Raw genomic sequence first — 17,641 nt, 5'->3', positions numbered from 1 at the left:
TTTGTGGCGATTGCAGCCAAAGATGCGCCGCGCCCCGAGGTGGCCGCCGAGATCATCGGTAATCTGCATTGGCCAGACGAGATTAACAGCGCGACCCCCGCGCCGGACTTGGGCGCGGCGATCTGGTTTGCCCGTGATATTGGCGCAATGGCCAAGGCGCTGGGCACCGAACCTGTGCTGGTTGTGCAGCGCTACAGTAACGAGGCGGTGCTGGTCACCAGCCCGTTTCCAGTGACTAGCATTGGTATTCCGAACCGCCATCTGGAATATGTGGTGACATGGTTTGGGCTGGCGGTTGTATGGTTGGGGATGACAGCGTATCTGATCTGGCGTATCAGGCGCGAAAGAACTGTAAAGGCAAAGTGACATGCGATATATTTCGACCCGCGGGCAAGCCCCTGACCTGAGCTTTGAAGAGGCGATGCTGACGGGGTTGGCGCGTGACGGGGGGTTGTACGTGCCGACCGAGGTTCCGGTGATGGCGCGCGGCGATATCGCAGCGCTGGCGGGGCTACCTTATGAGGAAATCGCCTATCGAGTGATGCGCCCGTTTGTCGAGGGCAGTTTTGGTGATAGCGAATTTGCCCAGATCATCGGGCGGGCTTATGACGGCTTTGGCCATGATGCGCGGGCACCGCTGGTGCAACTGGGGCCGAACCATTTTCTGCTGGAGCTGTTCCACGGCCCCACATTGGCGTTCAAGGATTTCGCCATGCAATTGATCGGTCAGCTGTTTCAGGCAGCATTGGCCAAACGCGGCGAGCGGGTGACGATTGTCGGCGCGACTTCGGGTGATACTGGTTCTGCCGCGATTGAAGCGTTTGCCGGTTTGGATTCGGTGGATGTGTTTATCATGTATCCACATGGCCGCGTGTCAGACGTGCAGCGCCGCCAGATGACCACGCCCGCGGATAGCAACATCCACGCGCTGGCTGTAGCGGGTGATTTTGACGATTGCCAAGCGCGGCTAAAGGATATGTTCAATGATTTTAAGTTCCGCGACGAGGTGCGACTGGCGGGGGTTAATTCGATCAACTGGGGCCGCGTTCTGGCCCAGGTGGTCTACTATTTCAGCGCGGCAACAGCGTTGGGCGCGCCGCATCGTGCGGTCAGTTTCACCGTGCCGACGGGCAATTTCGGCGATATATTCGCGGGCTACATCGCGCGTAAAATGGGTTTGCCGATTGATAAATTGGTGATCGCCACAAACCAGAACGACATCCTGCATCGGACATTGCAAACAGGGGCTTACAGCACCAAAGGGGTGACGGCATCAATCAGCCCGTCGATGGATATTCAAGTCTCGTCGAATTTCGAACGGGTGCTGTTTGATGCTTACGGGCGCGACGGCGGGGCGGTGACCCAAGTCATGGACGAGTTGAAGGAAAACGGCGAATTCAAGGTGTCCCAAGGGGCGATTGATGTGTTGCGCGAGACATTTATTTCGGGACGCGCAAGCGAGGCCGAAACATCCGCGACCATCAAGGATATGTTGACGCGAACTGGCGAGGTTTTATGCCCGCATTCGGCGGTGGCTGTGAAGGTCGCGCAGGAACATTTGGGGGCCGAGCCGATGATCACACTGGCCACGGCGCATCCTGCCAAATTCCCCGCAGCAGTGGAGGAGGCCTGCGGCATCCATCCGCCATTGCCCGCCCGCATGGGGGACTTGTTTGAGAAACCCGAACGGTTCACCCAAGTGGGTAATGATCTGGTTGAACTGACCACATTGATCCGCGAGCGTATCAAATCGTGAGTGTTGAATTTCACACGCTGGACAACGGATTTCGCATCGTTACTGAAAACATGCCGAGCCTTGAATCGGCATCGCTTGGCATCTGGGTGACAGCCGGTGGTCGCCACGAGCGCATTGAGCAAAACGGCATTGCGCATTTTCTGGAACATATGGCATTCAAGGGCACAACAAGCCGTAGTGCATTGGAAATTGCCGAGGCAATTGAAGATGTTGGCGGGTTTATCAACGCCTATACCAGCCGCGAAATGACCGCCTATTACGTGCGGGTTCTGGGACAGGACGTGGGGCTGGGGCTGGACGTGATCTCGGATATCCTGCTTAATCCGGTGTTTGACCCAAAGGAAATCGAGGTCGAGCGTGGGGTTATCCTGCAGGAAATCGGCCAGTCTCTGGACACGCCGGACGATGTGGTTTTTGACTGGCTGCAAGAGGCATCCTACCCGAAACAATCTATCGGCCGCACAATTTTGGGGCCGGCCGAGCGGGTCAAGGCGTTTAACCGTGCCGATTTGCAGGGCTTTGTGGCCGAGCGTTACGGGCCGTCAGAGATGATCCTATCTGCGGCAGGGGCTGTGGACCATGATACCATTGTGCGCGAGGCTGAACGGTTGTTTGCCCACCTTGCGCCCCGTTCTAGTGCCGACGTTGATCTGGCGCGGTTTACGGGGGGTGAAAAACACGAAGTCAAAGACCTTGAACAAGCGCATTTTACGCTGTCGCTTGAGGGGCCGGATTACCGTGACCCTGAAATCTACACCGCGCAGATTTTTGCCTCGGCCTTTGGTGGTGGCATGTCATCGCGGCTGTTTCAAGAAGTGCGTGAAAAGCGCGGATTATGTTATTCTATTTTTGCCCAGGCCGGTGCTTTTGCCGACAGCGGCATGATGACGATTTATGCGGGCACCAGCGGCGAGCAACTGGGAGAATTGGCGAGTCTGACGGTGGACGAGATCAAGCGTGCGGCTGATGATATGTCGGACGCCGAGGTCGAACGGGCACGCGCCCAGATGAAGGCTGGATTGTTGATGGGGCTGGAAAGCCCTGCCAACCGCGCCGAGCGTCTGGCGCGGTTGGTGGCGGTCTGGGACCGGGTGCCGCCACTGGCGGAAACCGTGGCGATGATTGATGCGGTCGATACCCGCAAGGTGCGTGATTTTGCTGGCGGACTGACTAATGCCAACGCCGCGATGGCGCTTTATGGTCCTGTGCAGGATGCGCCTACATTGGCCGATCTAAAAGCGCGACTGGTGGCCTGATGTTGGGGCGTCGGCGCAAAATCCGTATTGAAACAGAGCTGATGATTTTGCGTGCGCCGCAACATTCCGATTTTCGCAGCTGGACCGGATTGCGGCGGGGCAGTGAGGGGTTTTTAACCCAGTGGGAGCCGACCTGGAGCAAGGATCATCTGTCGCGCAAGGGGTATAGCAATCGGGTTTACTGGTCGCATCGGTCGTTGAATGCAGGATCGGCGGTGCCGGTGTTTTTGGAACGGCGCGAGGACGGGGTGCTATTGGGTGCGATCACGCTGGATAATATCCGGCGCGGGCCGGCACAGGCAGGCACGTTGGGCTACTGGATAGGGGCGCCGTTCGCGCGGGCGGGATACATGAGCGAGGCGATTGCAGCACTGGTGCACTACGCGTTCACCACGCTGGACCTAAGCCGGATCGAGGCGGCGTGTTTGCCGGAAAACAAACCGTCGCGCGGGGTGTTGGAGAAATCCGGTTTCAAATACGAGGGCGTGGCGCAGAGTTATTTGCAAATTGACGGGCGCTGGCGCAATCATGTTTTATACGCCAACCTGCGAGGCGATAGGCGCGGCAAGACAGATGTGGGGTAAGCGATGCTGAACGCTGTCACAGAAGAATTCGAGAGCGGCCTGCGCGGGCAATTGCCTGATGCCGCATTTCGCCCCCTGACGGCTAAATATCTGGAAGAGCCACGCGGGCGTTATGCGGGGGTGGCTGGATTATTGCTGACTCCTGCAAGTGTGGACGAGGTTGCGACTGTCGTGCGGGCCTGTGGCGCTGCATCTGTCGGGATTGTGCCATACGGGGGCGGAACGGGGCTGGTCGGCGGGCAGGTGATGCCGGATGGCCCAGCACCTGTAATCCTGTCGCTGGAACGGATGCGCAAGGTGCGGTCCGTTTGGCCGGATGAAAACGTGCTGGTGGCCGAGGCGGGGGCGGTTTTACAGGATGTTCAGGACGCGGCCGAAGAGGCAGGGCGTCTGTTTCCACTAACGTTGGCTGCGCAAGGGTCGTGCCAGATCGGCGGTAACCTTGCAACCAACGCGGGCGGGGTGAATGTGTTGCGCTATGGCAATGCACGCGCCCTGTGTCTGGGGCTGGAAGCGGTTCTGCCCAGTGGCGAAATCTGGCACGGGCTGAAACGTCTGCGTAAGGATAACACCGGCTATGATCTACGTGATCTGCTGATCGGGGCGGAAGGCACGCTGGGGGTGATCACGGCGGCATCCCTGCGCCTGTTCCCGCAGCCTGCATCCGAGGGTGCAGCTCTGATCGTGGTGTCTGATCCGCCCGCCGCGCTGGCGTTGTTGGCTTTGGCGCAAGAGCACTGTGGCGAGACCGTTTCGGCGTTTGAGCTGATCAACGGCATGGGGTTGGCGTTTTTGGCTGAAACGATGCCGGATGTGCGCCAACCGTTTACTGACGCACCCGAATGGATGGTGCTGATTGATCTGGGCGTCGCGCGGGGGCAGGACGCCAATGCGATGCTGGAGGCGCTGTTCGTTGCGGCGCATGAACAGGGGCTGGTCAGCGATGGTTTGATCGCGCAAAACGCAGCACAGCGGGCCGAGTTCTGGGCGGTGCGCGAGAGTGTTCCGGAGGCCAACAAGCAGGTTGGTTCGATCGCGTCACACGACATTTCGGTCCCTTTGGGGCTGGTGCCCGAGTTTATCGCACGCGGGGGCGAGGCATTGGCGGCTTTGGGTGATTTCAGGATCAATTGTTTCGGGCATCTGGGCGATGGCAATCTGCATTACAACATGTTCCCGCAACGCGGGCATACCCGTGAGGATTACGACCATTTGCGCCGCACAATCACCGATGTGGTGCATGATCTGGTGGCTGAACTGGGCGGATCCTTCAGTGCCGAACACGGGGTCGGACGGATGAAGGTGGCTGATCTGGCGCGGTATGGTGATCCAGTGATGCTGGCAGCGATGCGCAGCCTTAAGGGGGCACTTGATCCAGTCGGGATCATGAACCCGGGCGCACTGTTTGGCAATAAAACCTAGTTTCTTGCCCGCTGGCGTTTTAGCTCAAAAACCGTTGCGCGCGGAATCCATTCGTATTTGGTATCGGCCAGCGGCTCGCCCCAAAACAGCTTGCCGCCCCAGCGCCAAGGGTCCAGAACCAACCCCTCGTTCATTGTATCGCCTTTGGCGCTGATAATGACGGTGCTGTGGTCAATCCGCAGGGCGACCTCGGAATTGCCAATGGCGCGGTGCAGGTCCAGCGTCTGGAAATCCTCTTGGGCGAGGCGCGTTTCCATATCCTGCGCCCAATGCCAGCACAACCCGCGCGGACGTGTGCCGCGATTGACCTTGATGTTGTGAATAATCGGGGAATCCGTGATTTGGTATTCCTGCGCCAGTTGCAGCGGATAGGTATAGGCGATGTGGGCGGCGCGCTGTGCCTCGGCGGGATCAACATCGGGGCCAAGGGCGCGAATGGCGCTGGCCAGTTCCACGATTTGCCGGTCAGTCGGAGTGGGAGGGGGGCTAGAACAGCCGCTGACGATCAGGATTACCAGCAGCGATATCATGCCTGCGATTTTGTTGATCATGTCTACTCCAATTGGGCCGTTTTTTGATACGGGTTCGGACTGGAATAGCGGGTAATAGAGGGGGTGTCTAGGAACAGGGGGCGATTGTGATTGGGCGTGATGCAGGCTATAAATTAGAATTATTGAATGTATATCAATGGGTTAATCAATTCACGACATCCGCCGCCTCTTTGACTTTTTTGATAAACGCGTTAATAATGGGCTATGTTGGCGCTAACGCAATTGCCTGCCTTAAGCATTTTTGCGCGAACAATGCTGCCTGTCTGACATATATTTTCAAGGGGGGTTATCTATGAAAACCAAAAGAAAAATCCGCAATTCATTGATTGGAGCGCTGCTTGCGTCAGCGATGCTGTTTCCAATGGCCACGACCGGTTTTGCCGGAAGCGACGACACCATCGTTGTCGGGCTGCAAGCTGAGCCGGTTACCTTCGATCCGACGCAAATCAGTGACCTGAATACCGCGCGCGTTGTGCGCAGGATCTATGAGGGTTTGATTGGTATTAAATACGGCACCTATGATCTGGAGCCACGACTGGCCGAAAGCTGGGAAGTGTCGGAGGACGGGCTGGAATACATTTTCAAACTGCGTGCAGGCGTCAAATTCCATGACGGCACCGATTTCAATGCCGACGCGGTAAAGTTCAGCTTTGAGCGCCAGCGTGATAAAAACCATCCGGCGCACGGGGCGCTGACCTATCGCGGGGCCAAAGCCTATTTGGGGCCGGTCGACACGATTGAAGTGATTGATGATCTGACGCTGCGCATCACGCTAAATAATCCAAGCGGGCCATTTCTAGCGCGTGTGACGGGCATGACGATGAAGATTATCAGTCCGGCGGCCCTGACCAAATACGGCGATGATGTTGGGCAGTTTCCGGCGGGAACCGGCCCTTACAAGCTGGATGAATGGGAGCCCGGCATCCGCGCCACGCTAAGCGCCAATGCAAACTATTGGGGGGGTGCACCGGAAATCGAGAAGATCATTTATGTGCCGATTGTGGAGCCTGCCGCGCGCCTGAGTGCGGTGACAACCGGCGAAATTGATCTGACGGTGGACGTGCCGTTCGACAGTTTAGCCGATCTGGAAGCAAATCCGGATGTGGTGGTGAAACAAGGGCCGAGCGCACATGTCTGGTTTGTTGTGCTAAATACGCAATTGTCGGATCCACCTTTTGACAATGTGCTGGTGCGCCGCGCGATGAACTATGCGGTCAACAAGGAAGGTATCGTTAAGGATATTTTACAGGGCACAGCTGTGGTTTCGACCGGACCGCTGTCGCCAGGTTATGGCGATATGCATAACGCAGATGTGCGCCAATACTCCTATGATCCTGATAAGGCTCGGGAATTGCTGGCACAAGCGGGGTATCCAGACGGATTTGGCAATTGTGAATTCATGGTGCCGGAAAGCGGCTCTGGCATGCAGGCGCCGGTTGAAATGGGCACGTTCATTCAGGCCAATCTGGCTGCTGTGGGGATCAATTGCAACATCAAGACGATGGAATGGGGGGCCTACCTTAAGGCCTATCGCGAGCATCCGCAAATGGCGCAAATGTCATGGAACCCGCCCAATGGCGACCCTGATATTGTGATGAATATGTTGCTCAATTCGGCCAATTCCCCGCCCGGCTGGAACGCCGGTTCGTACAAGAACGAAGAGGTCGATAAATTGGTGGTCGGGGCACAGCGCATCAGCGATCCGGCACAAAGGCGCGAAATGTACCTTAAGGCGCAGGCATTGATTGCAGAAGATGCGCCGTGGATATTTGTTGATCATGGCTCGCAAATTATTGCCCACAGTTCCAAACTGAAAGGGTTCCTGGTGTCGCCCAATTTCGACCTTGTTGTTGAGGGCGCTACCTTTGAACAGTAACCGCAGGGGGCGCTGATCTGTAATAACTGGAACGGGCGGCCAACCGGTCGCCCTTCTTTTCCACGGGCATCTATCGAGGTGCCAAATAAGGGAACTTCATGCGGACCTATATTCTGAAACGGTTGGCCCAGACTATTCCGGTGCTGTTTGGCATATCCGTATTGGTGTTTTCCATGCTGCATCTGTCCCCGGGCGATCCGGCTGATCTGTTGCTCGGGTCCGAGGCAACGCCGGAATCGGTCGCGATTTTACGCCACGATATGGGGCTGGACCGGCCATTGGTGGTGCAATACGGGGCGTGGGCGGGGCGCATAATCAAGGGCGATTTTGGCCGCTCGGTGGTGTTGAACCGCGAAGTCAGGCCCGAGATCATAAAGCGTTTCAAAAACACCCTGATCCTGACCAGTGGTGCGCTGGTATTTGCAATCGTTTTCGGCATTGGCATCGGAATTCTGGCGGCTGTTTTTCACCAGTCCATGTTTGATTCAGTGGCCATGCTGATCGCGCTTGCCGGACTTAGTATGCCAACGTTTTTCACCGGCATTGCCGCCATTCTGATATTTGCCATGGGCCTGCAAATCCTGCCCTCATCGGGGATGTATCCCGCCCGTGGCGGCGATTTCTTTGACCTGTTGCGCCATCTATTGATGCCCGCGATCACGCTGGGCGCCGTTTCGGCAGCGATCCTTGCCCGCATGACCCGATCCGCGATGCTAGAGGTGATCCAGCAGGATTACGTGCGCACCGCACGGGCCAAGGGCGTAGGCGAGCGCCGCGTTGTCTGGGTCCACGCGCTGCGCAATGCATCCATCACTATTATCACGGTTCTGGGGATGCAGATCGGTTATCTGCTGGGCGGATCAGTGATCACCGAGGCGGTGTTTTCATGGCCTGGTCTGGGCCAGATGATGGTGCGTGCCATTCAGGCGCGTGACTACCCGATGGTGCAGGGCGGGGTGCTGATCATCGCGATGAGTTTTGTGTTCATCAACTTGGCGGTTGATTTGATTTATGCGTGGCTAGACCCGCGCATCAGATATTCCTGAGGGGCCGGATGAGCGATATTTTAACAGATCAACCCGCGCGGGCAGAGGCCCCGCCCGACACACCCGCCCGTCAATCGGTTCTGGCGCGATTGCGGAAAAACCGCCTATCGTTGGTGGGTGGCATGCTGGTGCTGGCCGCCGTGTTTATGGCCCTCTCGGCACCCTATCTACCACTACAAGACCCGGATGCGGTTGATACGTCGATCAGGCTTTCCCCAATTGGAACGCCGGGCCATTTGCTGGGCGCGGATGAGCTGGGCCGCGACATCCTTAGCCGGATGTTCTGGGGCGCGCGCATCACGTTAACGGTGTCCTTGGCCGCCACGCTGATTGCCATGATCACCGGCACAATACTGGGGCTAGTCAGCGGGTATTTTCTGGGCTGGACCGACACGATCATATCGCGCGGCATCGACGTGTTGATGGCGTTTCCCTACTTCCTGCTGGCCCTTACGGTGATCGCTATCCTTGGCCCTGGTTTGTTAAACGGGATGCTGGCCATTGCGTTGGTCAACGTGCCGTTCTTTGCGCGCATCATCCGCGGCTCGACCCTTACGTTGCGGGAATCCGATTTTGTGCTGGCCGCCAAAGGCATGGGCGCCGGTCACACCCGCATCCTGTTTCGCCACATTTTGCTGAACAGCCTGTCAACGCTGGTCGTGGCCACCACCATCAACCTTGGCTTTATGATCACCGCCGCTGCCGCCCTGTCGTTTCTGGGCCTCGGGGTGCAGCCCCCGACATCGGACTGGGGCACTATGCTGGCCAGCGGGCGGCAGTATCTATCGGCGGCCCCGCACACATCCTATTTGCCCGGCTTGGCGATATTCCTGACGGTTCTGGGTTTCAATCTGCTGGGCGACGGGTTGCGTGACGCGCTTGATCCCCGCATGCGAGAGTCATGATGGCGGCACAACCGAACCCACATGAGCTGGACACTCTGACATCGGCACCATCGCCACTGTTAGAGGTCAGAAACCTCACCACCGAATTTGCGACCCACGCTGGCACCTTGCGGGCTGTGGATGACGTGTCCCTATCGCTGTCAGCGGGCGAGGTATTTGGCGTTGTGGGGGAAAGCGGGTCAGGTAAATCCGTCACCGCACTTTCCATCATGGGCCTGATACGACGCCCGGGCCGGATTGTTGGCGGGTCGGTTCAGTTGCAAGACCACGGCGATTTGCTGGCAAAATCCCACGCCGAGATGCGCAAAATTCGTGGTGATATCATCTCGATGATCTTTCAGGAACCAATGACCTCGCTGAACCCTGTGTTTCGGGTCGGCTGGCAAATCGCCGAAGCGCTACAACTGCACCGCAATATGACCAAGACTGAGGCGAATGAGCAAGCCGTTGAATTGCTGGACCGCGTCGGTATCGGATCCCCCAAACAGCGGGTGCGCGAATTCCCGCATCAACTGTCCGGCGGTATGCGCCAGCGGGTGATGATCGCTATGGCCATGGCCTGCGCACCCAGTCTGTTGCTGGCGGACGAGCCCACAACCGCGCTGGATGTCACCGTGCAGGCGCAAATCCTAGATCTGATGATCGATCTAAAGAACACCGATGGCGCGGCCATCCTGCTGATCACCCACGACATGGGCGTGATTGCCGAAATGGCGCAAAAGGTGGCCGTGATGTATGCGGGCGTGGTGATGGAAGAAGCCACAGTTGGCGACCTTTTCGAGGAACCATTGCACCCCTATACCCAAGGGTTGCTTCAATCCATTCCCCACGGGCATTCGCGTGGCACCGCACTCAAGGCGATCCCCGGCATCGTTCCGAACCTGCTGCACCTGCCCACCGGCTGTCGTTACCGCGACCGGTGTCCTGCGGCCTTTACGCCATGTGCGCGCACTGAACCACCGTTGTACCAAACATCCGACAAAACCCGTCGCGTGCGTTGCTGGCTGCATCATCCGGAGCCACCAGCATGATGGATACTGCAACCAAACCCGCCACCCCGATCCTGCAATTAAAGGACCTGAAACGCTATTTCAGCGTGAGCGACGGGTTGCTCTCAGGCACATCCGGCCAGTTGCGTGCGGTGGACGGGATAACGCTGGATATCAAGGCTGGTGAAACTCTGGGGCTGGTCGGTGAAAGTGGCTGCGGCAAATCCACTTTGGGCCGTGTTGTTGCCCGCCTGTTGCCCGCCACATCCGGCGAAGTCCTGTTCGAGGGGCGTGACATCCTGAACCTTGATCATCGCGCGTTATTGAGCCTGCGCGCCGATATACAAAGCGTGTTTCAGGATCCCTTTGCCTCGCTCAACCCGCGCATGACCGCCTTTGCGCTGATCGAAGAACCGCTGGTGATCCACAAGGTCGGCAACCGTGACACAAGACGCGCCAAGGTGCTGGACCTGTTGCAAACCGTGGGGCTGCGGCCCGAATTTGCCGACCGCTACCCGCACGAATTTTCCGGCGGTCAGCGCCAGCGCATCGGCATTGCCCGCGCCCTTGCACTGGAACCCAAGCTGTTGATTCTGGATGAGCCGGTTTCCGCGCTGGATGTGTCCATTCAGGCGCAAATTATCAACCTGCTGGCTGAACTTCAGGCACGGCTGAACCTGACATACCTGTTTATCAGCCATGACCTTAGCGTTATCCAACATGTGGCTGATCGGGTGGCGGTTATGTATTTGGGACAGATCGTTGAACTGGCAGATAACGAGGAATTCTATGCCAACCCGCAGCATCCCTATTCTATGGCGCTATTGTCTGCCCTACCGCTACCGGACCCCAATGTCGCGCGAAACCGCATCATATTGCAGGGCGATTTGCCGGACCTTGCGAACCTGCCCGATGGTTGCCGGTTCCAAAGCCGTTGCGCCTATGTCAGTGATATATGCCGGAAATCGCCTGAACCGTCGCTGGATACGGTTATAGAGGGGCATCTGGTTCGGTGTTGGAACCTTGCCGACATTCATCCGGCTACAGATATAGATTGATATGCAAGGAGGATCACAATGACCGACGCTGAAAATTCCAATGAAATTACCCTTGACGATATTGCCAGCGCCGAGCGGTTGATGGGCATCACCTACACAGCAAGCGAACGCGCACAAATGCTGGACAATTTCGGCGGTCAGATCGCAGCGGCCCAAAACCTGCGTGCCGTGCGATTTGACAACGCCGAGCCAATGGCCTGCCGGTTTGACCCGAGGCTACCGGATTTCGAGATGCCCGACGCCAATGATAATCTGCGCTGGACAGGCGCTGACCCTGGTCCGCTTCCCGATGATGATGAAGACATCGCATTTGCGCCGGTCAAGCAACTGCACGGCTGGATTGCTACCCAAGCGATAAGCAGCCGCAGACTGACCCAGATTTATCTGGAACGGATTGCGCGGATCGCACCGAAGCTCGAATGCTTTGCCACAGTGACAGGTGATCTGGCGCTGGAACAGGCGGGTGCGGCTGACGCGTTATTACAGAAAGGTCAGCTGCTTGGCCCGCTGCATGGCATCCCTTACGCAGTGAAAGACCTGTTCGACACCGCCGGCATCAAGACTGGCTGGGGGGCTGAGCCCTATCAAAATCGCGTGCCCGATCAAGACGCGACCGTTGTGCAGCGCTTGCGCGACGCGGGGGCGGTGTTGCTGGGTAAGGCCGCCCTCGGCGCCTTGGCCTATAATGATATCTGGTACGGTGGACGCTGCCGTAACCCTTGGAACCTGAATGAAGGCTCCAGCGGGTCAAGTGCCGGTTCCGCCGCGGCCACAGCTGCCGGTCTGTGTGGATTTTCCATTGGGACCGAAACGCTGGGGTCCATCACCTCGCCTTGTCAGCGGTGCGGCACCACCGGCCTGCGCCCGACCTTTGGGCGTGTTCCGCGCGATGGGGCTATGGCCTTGTGCTGGTCTATGGATAAAATCGGACCGATCTGTCGTTCGGTCGAGGATACCGGAATGGTTTTGGCCGCATTGAATGGAGCCAATACCGGCGATCCGGCCTCAATTGCCGCAGGGCTTCAGTTTGACGCGCAGGCAGGGCTGGACGGGCTGCGCCTTGGTTATCTGGCAGATGCTTTTGGTGAAGGGGCTAGTGATCTGGACCACGCAACGCTGGAGGCCGCGCGGGGTTTGGGGATCGAAGTGGTCGAGGTATCCTTGCCGGATTTACCTTACGGATCCCTGATGAACGTTCTCTACGCCGAAGCCGCCGCCGCCTTTGAGGAATTAACGCTGGATGGGCGCGATGACACGCTGACATGGCAAGATGCTGCGGCCTGGCCGAATGTCTTTCGTCGGGCGCGGTTTCTTTCTGCGGTCGATCACGTTCAACTCGACCGGCTGCGCTGGAAAGTTATGCACGCACTGGATGAAATGTTTGCCCAGATTGACGTGTTGATTGGCCCGTTTATGACCGGTCCAATGCTGGTTGCCAGCAATTTCACCGGACACCCCTGCCTGCACCTGCGCGCAGGCCTGTTTGACAGCCCAACGCGGGAACCCGGCGGTTTTGGCGCGGGGCGCATCCACATGCCGGGTGCCAAAGATGAAGGCCCCAAGTTTCGCGTGCCGCAAGGGATTTCACTGTGGGGGCGGCTGTTTGAGGAAGGCAGGATTTTAACGCTTGGAATAGCGCTGGAGGCTGCGTTGGATTGCGGCGCAGAACGCCCGGATTTTTCGTTCTAACCCTACTGCAAATACCAGCCTATCAATCTGATTAAAGTGGGGAAAATATAGACTAAGGCGGTCCGAGGTTGGGGCAAGAGCACTAATTCTAAGGACTATCCACCAAATGGAGGAAACCTGAGGCGCAGGTCACACAGCAAAACCCAAGATTGTCCAACCAAATTACGCCCCCAAAACAAGCGAACGCCCCGTCGGGGGTGACGGGGCGCTCATCTTTGTTTTGCAAACAGAGTCTGCTCCCAAACAGACAAGATATCTATAGAGCGATTCTGATTAAAAATGGGTTTACGGTCTTCTGTTTTAAGCGCCCTCGAATTCGCACAGCACTTGCACGTCCATGCCCATGTCTTCCAGCACTTTGCGCCCGCCCAATTCCGGCAGATCAATGATAAACGAGGTGCTGACGATCTCGCCGCCCAGCCGTTCAATCAGTTTGATCCCCGCCGCTGCGGTGCCGCCGGTGGCCAGCAAATCGTCGACCACCAGAATGCGCTCGCCTGCCTTGATGGCGTCATCGTGGATTTCCATCACCGCTTCGCCGTATTCCAGCGTGTAGGCCTCGGAGATCACGGCCCCTGGCAGTTTGCCCTTTTTGCGGATGGGCACAAAGCCGACGGTCAACTGGTGCGCGATGGCGCCGCCGAGGATGAAACCGCGCGCCTCTAGGCCGACAACCTTGTCGATTTGCATACCCGCATAGGGGTGCAGCATCTGGTCGATCGCCATGCGAAACCCGCGCGGGTCGGCAAACAGGGTGGTGACATCGCGAAACATTATGCCCTCGTGCGGGAAGTCGACGATGGTGCGGATGTAGTCTTTGACGGTTTTCATTTGGTGTGCCCTTCGGTGATCTTGCGCATCAGGGCTTCCAGTGGCCCCGTGGATTGATACGGGACCAAGCCCGCGCATACAACGACGTTAATGTCGCAAAGCCGTGAAGATTGCGAGGGAGAAGAGGGAGCCCTTTAGCGCCCAGAAATCGCTGTATTCCAGTGTGATCCAGCGCCATACCGATGACTGTGATAAAAACGGGCGATGTCGAGTCCGGTCAGGCGCGTATATGGTCCCTTTAGGAGATCTTGCAGGTAGGGTTTTGTGCTGTGAGACAAGAGCAGTTTAACGGAAGCCCTATCGGGCCGCTTGATATCTCGCTTGCGCTCGGGTGGGTCTGCGGCGGAGGTGCTTAGGGCAAGAAGAAAGGGATAGTCCCAGAGATCGGGGCGGGTGACCATCATCCAGAAAATGCCTGTCTGGGTGATGAAGGCGGGCCAGTCCAAGGCGAACCAGATGCGGAAGTATTTGTGGGCGTGGGCGGGAAGTGGGCTGTTGGTGGGTCGATCAGGGACTTGGCAGTCAGGTCCAGCACGGTAAAGGTAAAGATCGTCATGATCAGCAACAGGATACCGCGCGTTTGTGCGGGGATTTGGGTGAAGCGGGTCATGTCGGGGCTACAAAACGCGCCCCGCCACAGCACCCAGTTTGGCCATCAATGCCGGATCGCGGGCGTCGGGTGCGGTTAGGATGGCGTATTCAAGGGCGCGGTCGCAGTGGTGTTCGCAAGGTTTGCGTTCGGCCCCCAGCAGGGCGGGCAGGCGGGCCACCAGATTGCGGGCCTTGTCGGCGTTGCCGGTCAGGGTTTTGATGATCTGGGTGACGTCCACCTCGCCGTGGTCGGGGTGCCAGCTGTCGTAGTCGGTGATCATCGCGACCGAGGCGTAGCAGAGTTCGGCCTCGCGGGCCAGTTTGGCTTCGGGCATGTTGGTCATGCCGATCACGTCGCAGCCCCAAACCTCGCGGTACAGTTTGCTTTCGGCCAGCGTGGAAAATTGCGGGCCTTCCATCGCCAGATAGGTGCCGCCTTTGTGGACCTTGATGCCCGCGTCCTTGGCGGCTACCTCACAAGCGTCCGACAGGCGCGGGCAGGTCGGGTGTGCGACCGAGATATGGGCGACGCAGCCGGTGCCAAAGAAGGATTTTTCACGCGCGAAGGTGCGGTCGATGAACTGGTCGATAATGACAAAATCACCGGGGGCCATTTCATCACGGAACGACCCGCAGGCCGAGACCGAGATCACATCGGTGACCCCGAGCCGTTTCAGCGCGTCGATGTTGGCGCGATAGGGGACCGTGGTGGGGGAATGGATATGGCCGCGACCGTGGCGGGGCAGGAACGCCATTTTGACGCCATCCAGCGTGCCGGTCAGGATATCGTCCGAGGGATTGCCCCACGGGCTGTCCACGGTTTGCCATGTGGCGTTTTGCAGCCCGTCAATGTCATAAACGCCCGAGCCGCCGATGATGCCGATTACTGTGTCTGTCATGATCTATCCCCTGATGGTGTTGGGAGGATTATGTACGAGGAGGGTGGGGAGGAAAAGCTTGAAAGCATTCTGTGTGAGGGGGTGTCACAGACCTTAAGGTGGGGAATCTTGATGCGTAGAATCACGTTGCTCTATGAGTCGGATAAATAATTGGAATGCTCTTAAAGTATTGCGGGCGGCCAATTGGCCGCCCGCACATAAGCAATTTCTGGCGCAGAAGCTAGCAGCCAGTCCCGCCACCTGTGCTGAGAAAACGAATATTTTTCATGTTTTTGCCTATCTTCTATAGGTTAGTATAAGCTTTCTTGCCCCCAAATTATGTTCTTTTTGGGGTATTTGCAAGGGTTAGCACGTATAATTGAACGCGTGGTTAATCGGTGATAATTAGGTATCGCCTTACTTCATTTGCTTGGAGTCTTGTATTTCCACCACATGAACACACCATTTCCAGGCAGTAAAGCCGTTTCTATTGAAACTGTCCGACAATGGCTCCCATTATGTGCGGGTATGTCACGGTCGAAATTCGATTCAACATGAACTGGTTCTATGTATACATCGTAAACAGTGGGGTCGTACCGTAGTTTCAATTCAAAGTTTTCGGTTATGCAGCTTGTTTGGTAAAGATCATTATCCATAATCCGCTTTGTGTCTGACGTCAGCGCTTTTGGGCCCAAATAGCGTCATTTGATAAGAGAGTATTTTTGGCTCATCGTAACCACTGAGGAGTGGAACATGATGGACCTGTCCCGCTTTAGTGCCGCTCCATGAACTCATTTAAGCGGCTCTTCTTTCGAATGCCAAGGGGCTTTTCCAGCCTAGTGCCGAATGTCTGCGGCGAGGATTGTAGAACCCGTTTATGTAATCAAAGATTGCCAGTTCAACAGCACGACGCGTATGCCACGGGTGCCGCCAGATCAATTCTGCTTTGATGGTTTTGAAGAAGGTTTCCATTGCTGCATTGTCGTAACAATTACCTTTGCCGCTCATGGATACTTTGAAGCCATGCTTGCGCAGAATTTTCTGATAATCATGCGAACAATATTGGCTTCCACGATCACTGTGATGGATACAGTCTTTGGGCGGCCTGCGTAGAGCAATGGCCATGTTCAATGCCCGGATCGCGAGATCACGTTTCATGCGATTGCTGACGGCCCAGCCAACCACACGCCTGGAATGCAGATCCAGAACCACCGCCAGATACAGCCACCCTTCTTGGGTCCAAACATAACTGATGTCGACAACCCACTTTTTGTTGGGGCGAGCCGCCATAAAATTCTGGTTCAGCAGGTTTGGTGCAATATTGAACTTATGATTGCTGTCAGTTGTAATCTTGTGTTTGCGGGTCCTGATCATCGATATATTGTTTTGGCGCATCAAGCGACCGACACGCCCCCTCTCATGGTTTGTAAACAAACCACTGCCGGGCAGTGGGATGGCCGACGTCCAAGCCAATCTCTTTCAGCTCTTCGGTCATCCGTGGCCGACCATAGCTTTGCAGGCTCAGGCGATGCTGTTCTCGAATGTGGGCTAGCAAAACCATGTCTTCACGTTGACGCTGGCTTATCGGGCGGGACCGGTAGGCTCTGTACCCACGCGGGCTGACATTCATTATTTGGCACAACCGTTCGGTCGGCTGCGTAGCCCTATTTTCTTCGATAAACTTAAACCTCATGCGTTGCCTGACAGGCGATGTTTACATCGCCGAGAAGGGCTTTTGGCTCGCGAAGAACTGTGTTGCCTTTTTTAGGACTTCCCTCTCCTCTCGTAGCAGCCTGTTTTCCTTACGGAGTTTGGCATTTTCATACTCCAGATCAGATTGAGCAGCTGGCTTCTCAGGGTTCTTCTGGTCTTGCTGTATCCACTTGCTCAATGTCGAAAAACCGATACCAAAATCAGACGCCACCTGCTTTCGGGTAAGCCCACTTGTCAGTGCTATCCTGACCGCTTCATGTCTAAATTCTGCTGTGCGTTTCGTTCCCATAGTCGTTCTCCTTTTGCGCATAATACGCGGTTAAAGGAGCTGCACAATTCCGCGACAGGTCCAAAATACGATCCCGATGCCTAGGGCGTAGACCTATAAATGGAAATATGATTCACTGTATGAAACAGGGAGGGTTTCATGTCAGGACCATTTTGGTTAACGGAAGAACAATTCAACAAAATCAGCCCGTTACTGCCGAACAAGGTG

16 protein-coding genes and 1 pseudogene are annotated in these 17,641 nt (G+C 56.7%); 11 read left to right on the top strand and 6 right to left on the bottom strand.

What is annotated here, in order from left to right; all coding sequences use genetic code 11:
• From ACWB12_RS12505 to ACWB12_RS12485, 5 genes are all read left to right on the top strand, one after another.
• Positions 1 to 366, top strand: a 366-nt coding sequence (locus tag ACWB12_RS12505; protein ID WP_479530420.1) for an SURF1 family protein, incomplete at its 5' end; no start/stop codon positions are given.
• 1 nt (position 367) lies between these two features.
• Entirely contained in the window at positions 368 to 1,756 is a 1,389-nt protein-coding gene (thrC, locus tag ACWB12_RS12500; RefSeq protein WP_479530419.1) for a threonine synthase, read from the top strand.
• On the top strand, positions 1,753 to 3,012 hold the full coding sequence (locus ACWB12_RS12495; protein WP_479530418.1) for a M16 family metallopeptidase: 1,260 nt from the start codon (positions 1,753 to 1,755) through the stop codon (positions 3,010 to 3,012). Before thrC ends, ACWB12_RS12495 begins: the two co-directional genes overlap by 4 nt.
• Positions 3,012 to 3,596, top strand: a complete 585-nt coding sequence (locus ACWB12_RS12490; protein ID WP_479530417.1) for a GNAT family N-acetyltransferase — start codon at positions 3,012 to 3,014, stop codon at positions 3,594 to 3,596. Before ACWB12_RS12495 ends, ACWB12_RS12490 begins: the two co-directional genes overlap by 1 nt.
• A gap of 3 nt (positions 3,597 to 3,599) precedes the next feature.
• Positions 3,600 to 5,018 (top strand): FAD-binding oxidoreductase, encoded by a 1,419-nt coding sequence (locus ACWB12_RS12485; RefSeq protein ID WP_479530416.1) that lies wholly within the window; start codon positions 3,600 to 3,602, stop codon positions 5,016 to 5,018.
• Here the strand turns inward: ACWB12_RS12485 and ACWB12_RS12480 are convergent.
• Positions 5,015 to 5,569: a hypothetical protein gene (locus ACWB12_RS12480; protein WP_479530415.1), complete on the bottom strand. Its 555-nt coding sequence runs from the start codon at positions 5,567 to 5,569 to the stop codon at positions 5,015 to 5,017. The two genes, ACWB12_RS12485 and ACWB12_RS12480, sit on opposite strands and share 4 nt — an antisense overlap.
• A gap of 292 nt (positions 5,570 to 5,861) precedes the next feature.
• Between ACWB12_RS12480 and ACWB12_RS12475 the strand changes: the two genes are divergently transcribed.
• From ACWB12_RS12475 to ACWB12_RS12450, 6 genes are all read left to right on the top strand, one after another.
• The gene (locus ACWB12_RS12475; protein ID WP_479530414.1) at positions 5,862 to 7,445 is read left to right on the top strand and encodes an ABC transporter substrate-binding protein; all 1,584 of its coding nucleotides are present in this window, start codon (positions 5,862 to 5,864) and stop codon (positions 7,443 to 7,445) included.
• 98 nt (positions 7,446 to 7,543) lie between these two features.
• Positions 7,544 to 8,491, top strand: coding sequence for an ABC transporter permease (locus ACWB12_RS12470; RefSeq protein ID WP_479530413.1), 948 nt, complete (start codon positions 7,544 to 7,546; stop codon positions 8,489 to 8,491).
• A gap of 8 nt (positions 8,492 to 8,499) precedes the next feature.
• Positions 8,500 to 9,396 (top strand): ABC transporter permease, encoded by an 897-nt coding sequence (locus ACWB12_RS12465; protein WP_479530412.1) that lies wholly within the window; start codon positions 8,500 to 8,502, stop codon positions 9,394 to 9,396.
• Positions 9,393 to 10,427: an ABC transporter ATP-binding protein gene (locus tag ACWB12_RS12460; RefSeq protein ID WP_479530411.1), complete on the top strand. Its 1,035-nt coding sequence runs from the start codon at positions 9,393 to 9,395 to the stop codon at positions 10,425 to 10,427. The genes ACWB12_RS12465 and ACWB12_RS12460 overlap by 4 nt, the downstream gene beginning before the upstream one ends.
• The gene (locus ACWB12_RS12455; protein WP_479530410.1) at positions 10,424 to 11,443 is read left to right on the top strand and encodes an ABC transporter ATP-binding protein; all 1,020 of its coding nucleotides are present in this window, start codon (positions 10,424 to 10,426) and stop codon (positions 11,441 to 11,443) included. Before ACWB12_RS12460 ends, ACWB12_RS12455 begins: the two co-directional genes overlap by 4 nt.
• Positions 11,444 to 11,461: 18 nt before the next feature.
• Positions 11,462 to 13,132, top strand: a complete 1,671-nt coding sequence (locus tag ACWB12_RS12450; protein ID WP_479530409.1) for an amidase — start codon at positions 11,462 to 11,464, stop codon at positions 13,130 to 13,132.
• Between the two features lie 300 nt (positions 13,133 to 13,432).
• Here the strand turns inward: ACWB12_RS12450 and ACWB12_RS12445 are convergent, their stop codons facing one another.
• The 5 genes and pseudogenes from ACWB12_RS12445 to ACWB12_RS12425 form a co-directional block, all read right to left on the bottom strand.
• Positions 13,433 to 13,963 (bottom strand): adenine phosphoribosyltransferase, encoded by a 531-nt coding sequence (locus ACWB12_RS12445; RefSeq protein WP_479530408.1) that lies wholly within the window; start codon positions 13,961 to 13,963, stop codon positions 13,433 to 13,435.
• 134 nt (positions 13,964 to 14,097) lie between these two features.
• Positions 14,098 to 14,409, bottom strand: coding sequence for a hypothetical protein (locus ACWB12_RS12440; RefSeq protein WP_479530407.1), 312 nt, complete (start codon positions 14,407 to 14,409; stop codon positions 14,098 to 14,100).
• The gene (locus tag ACWB12_RS12435; protein ID WP_479530406.1) at positions 14,364 to 14,573 is read right to left on the bottom strand and encodes a hypothetical protein; all 210 of its coding nucleotides are present in this window, start codon (positions 14,571 to 14,573) and stop codon (positions 14,364 to 14,366) included. The genes ACWB12_RS12440 and ACWB12_RS12435 overlap by 46 nt, the downstream gene beginning before the upstream one ends.
• A gap of 7 nt (positions 14,574 to 14,580) precedes the next feature.
• Positions 14,581 to 15,453, bottom strand: a complete 873-nt coding sequence (locus ACWB12_RS12430) for an S-methyl-5'-thioadenosine phosphorylase (RefSeq protein ID WP_479530405.1) — start codon at positions 15,451 to 15,453, stop codon at positions 14,581 to 14,583.
• A gap of 774 nt (positions 15,454 to 16,227) precedes the next feature.
• Positions 16,228 to 17,434, bottom strand: a pseudogene (locus ACWB12_RS12425) (IS3 family transposase).
• Between the last annotated feature and the right edge of the window lie 207 nt (positions 17,435 to 17,641).

Source organism: Profundibacter sp. (genome assembly GCF_056498605.1).
Note: the sequence above shows the minus strand (reverse complement) of the source record. Positions and strands in the feature narration are given on the sequence as shown.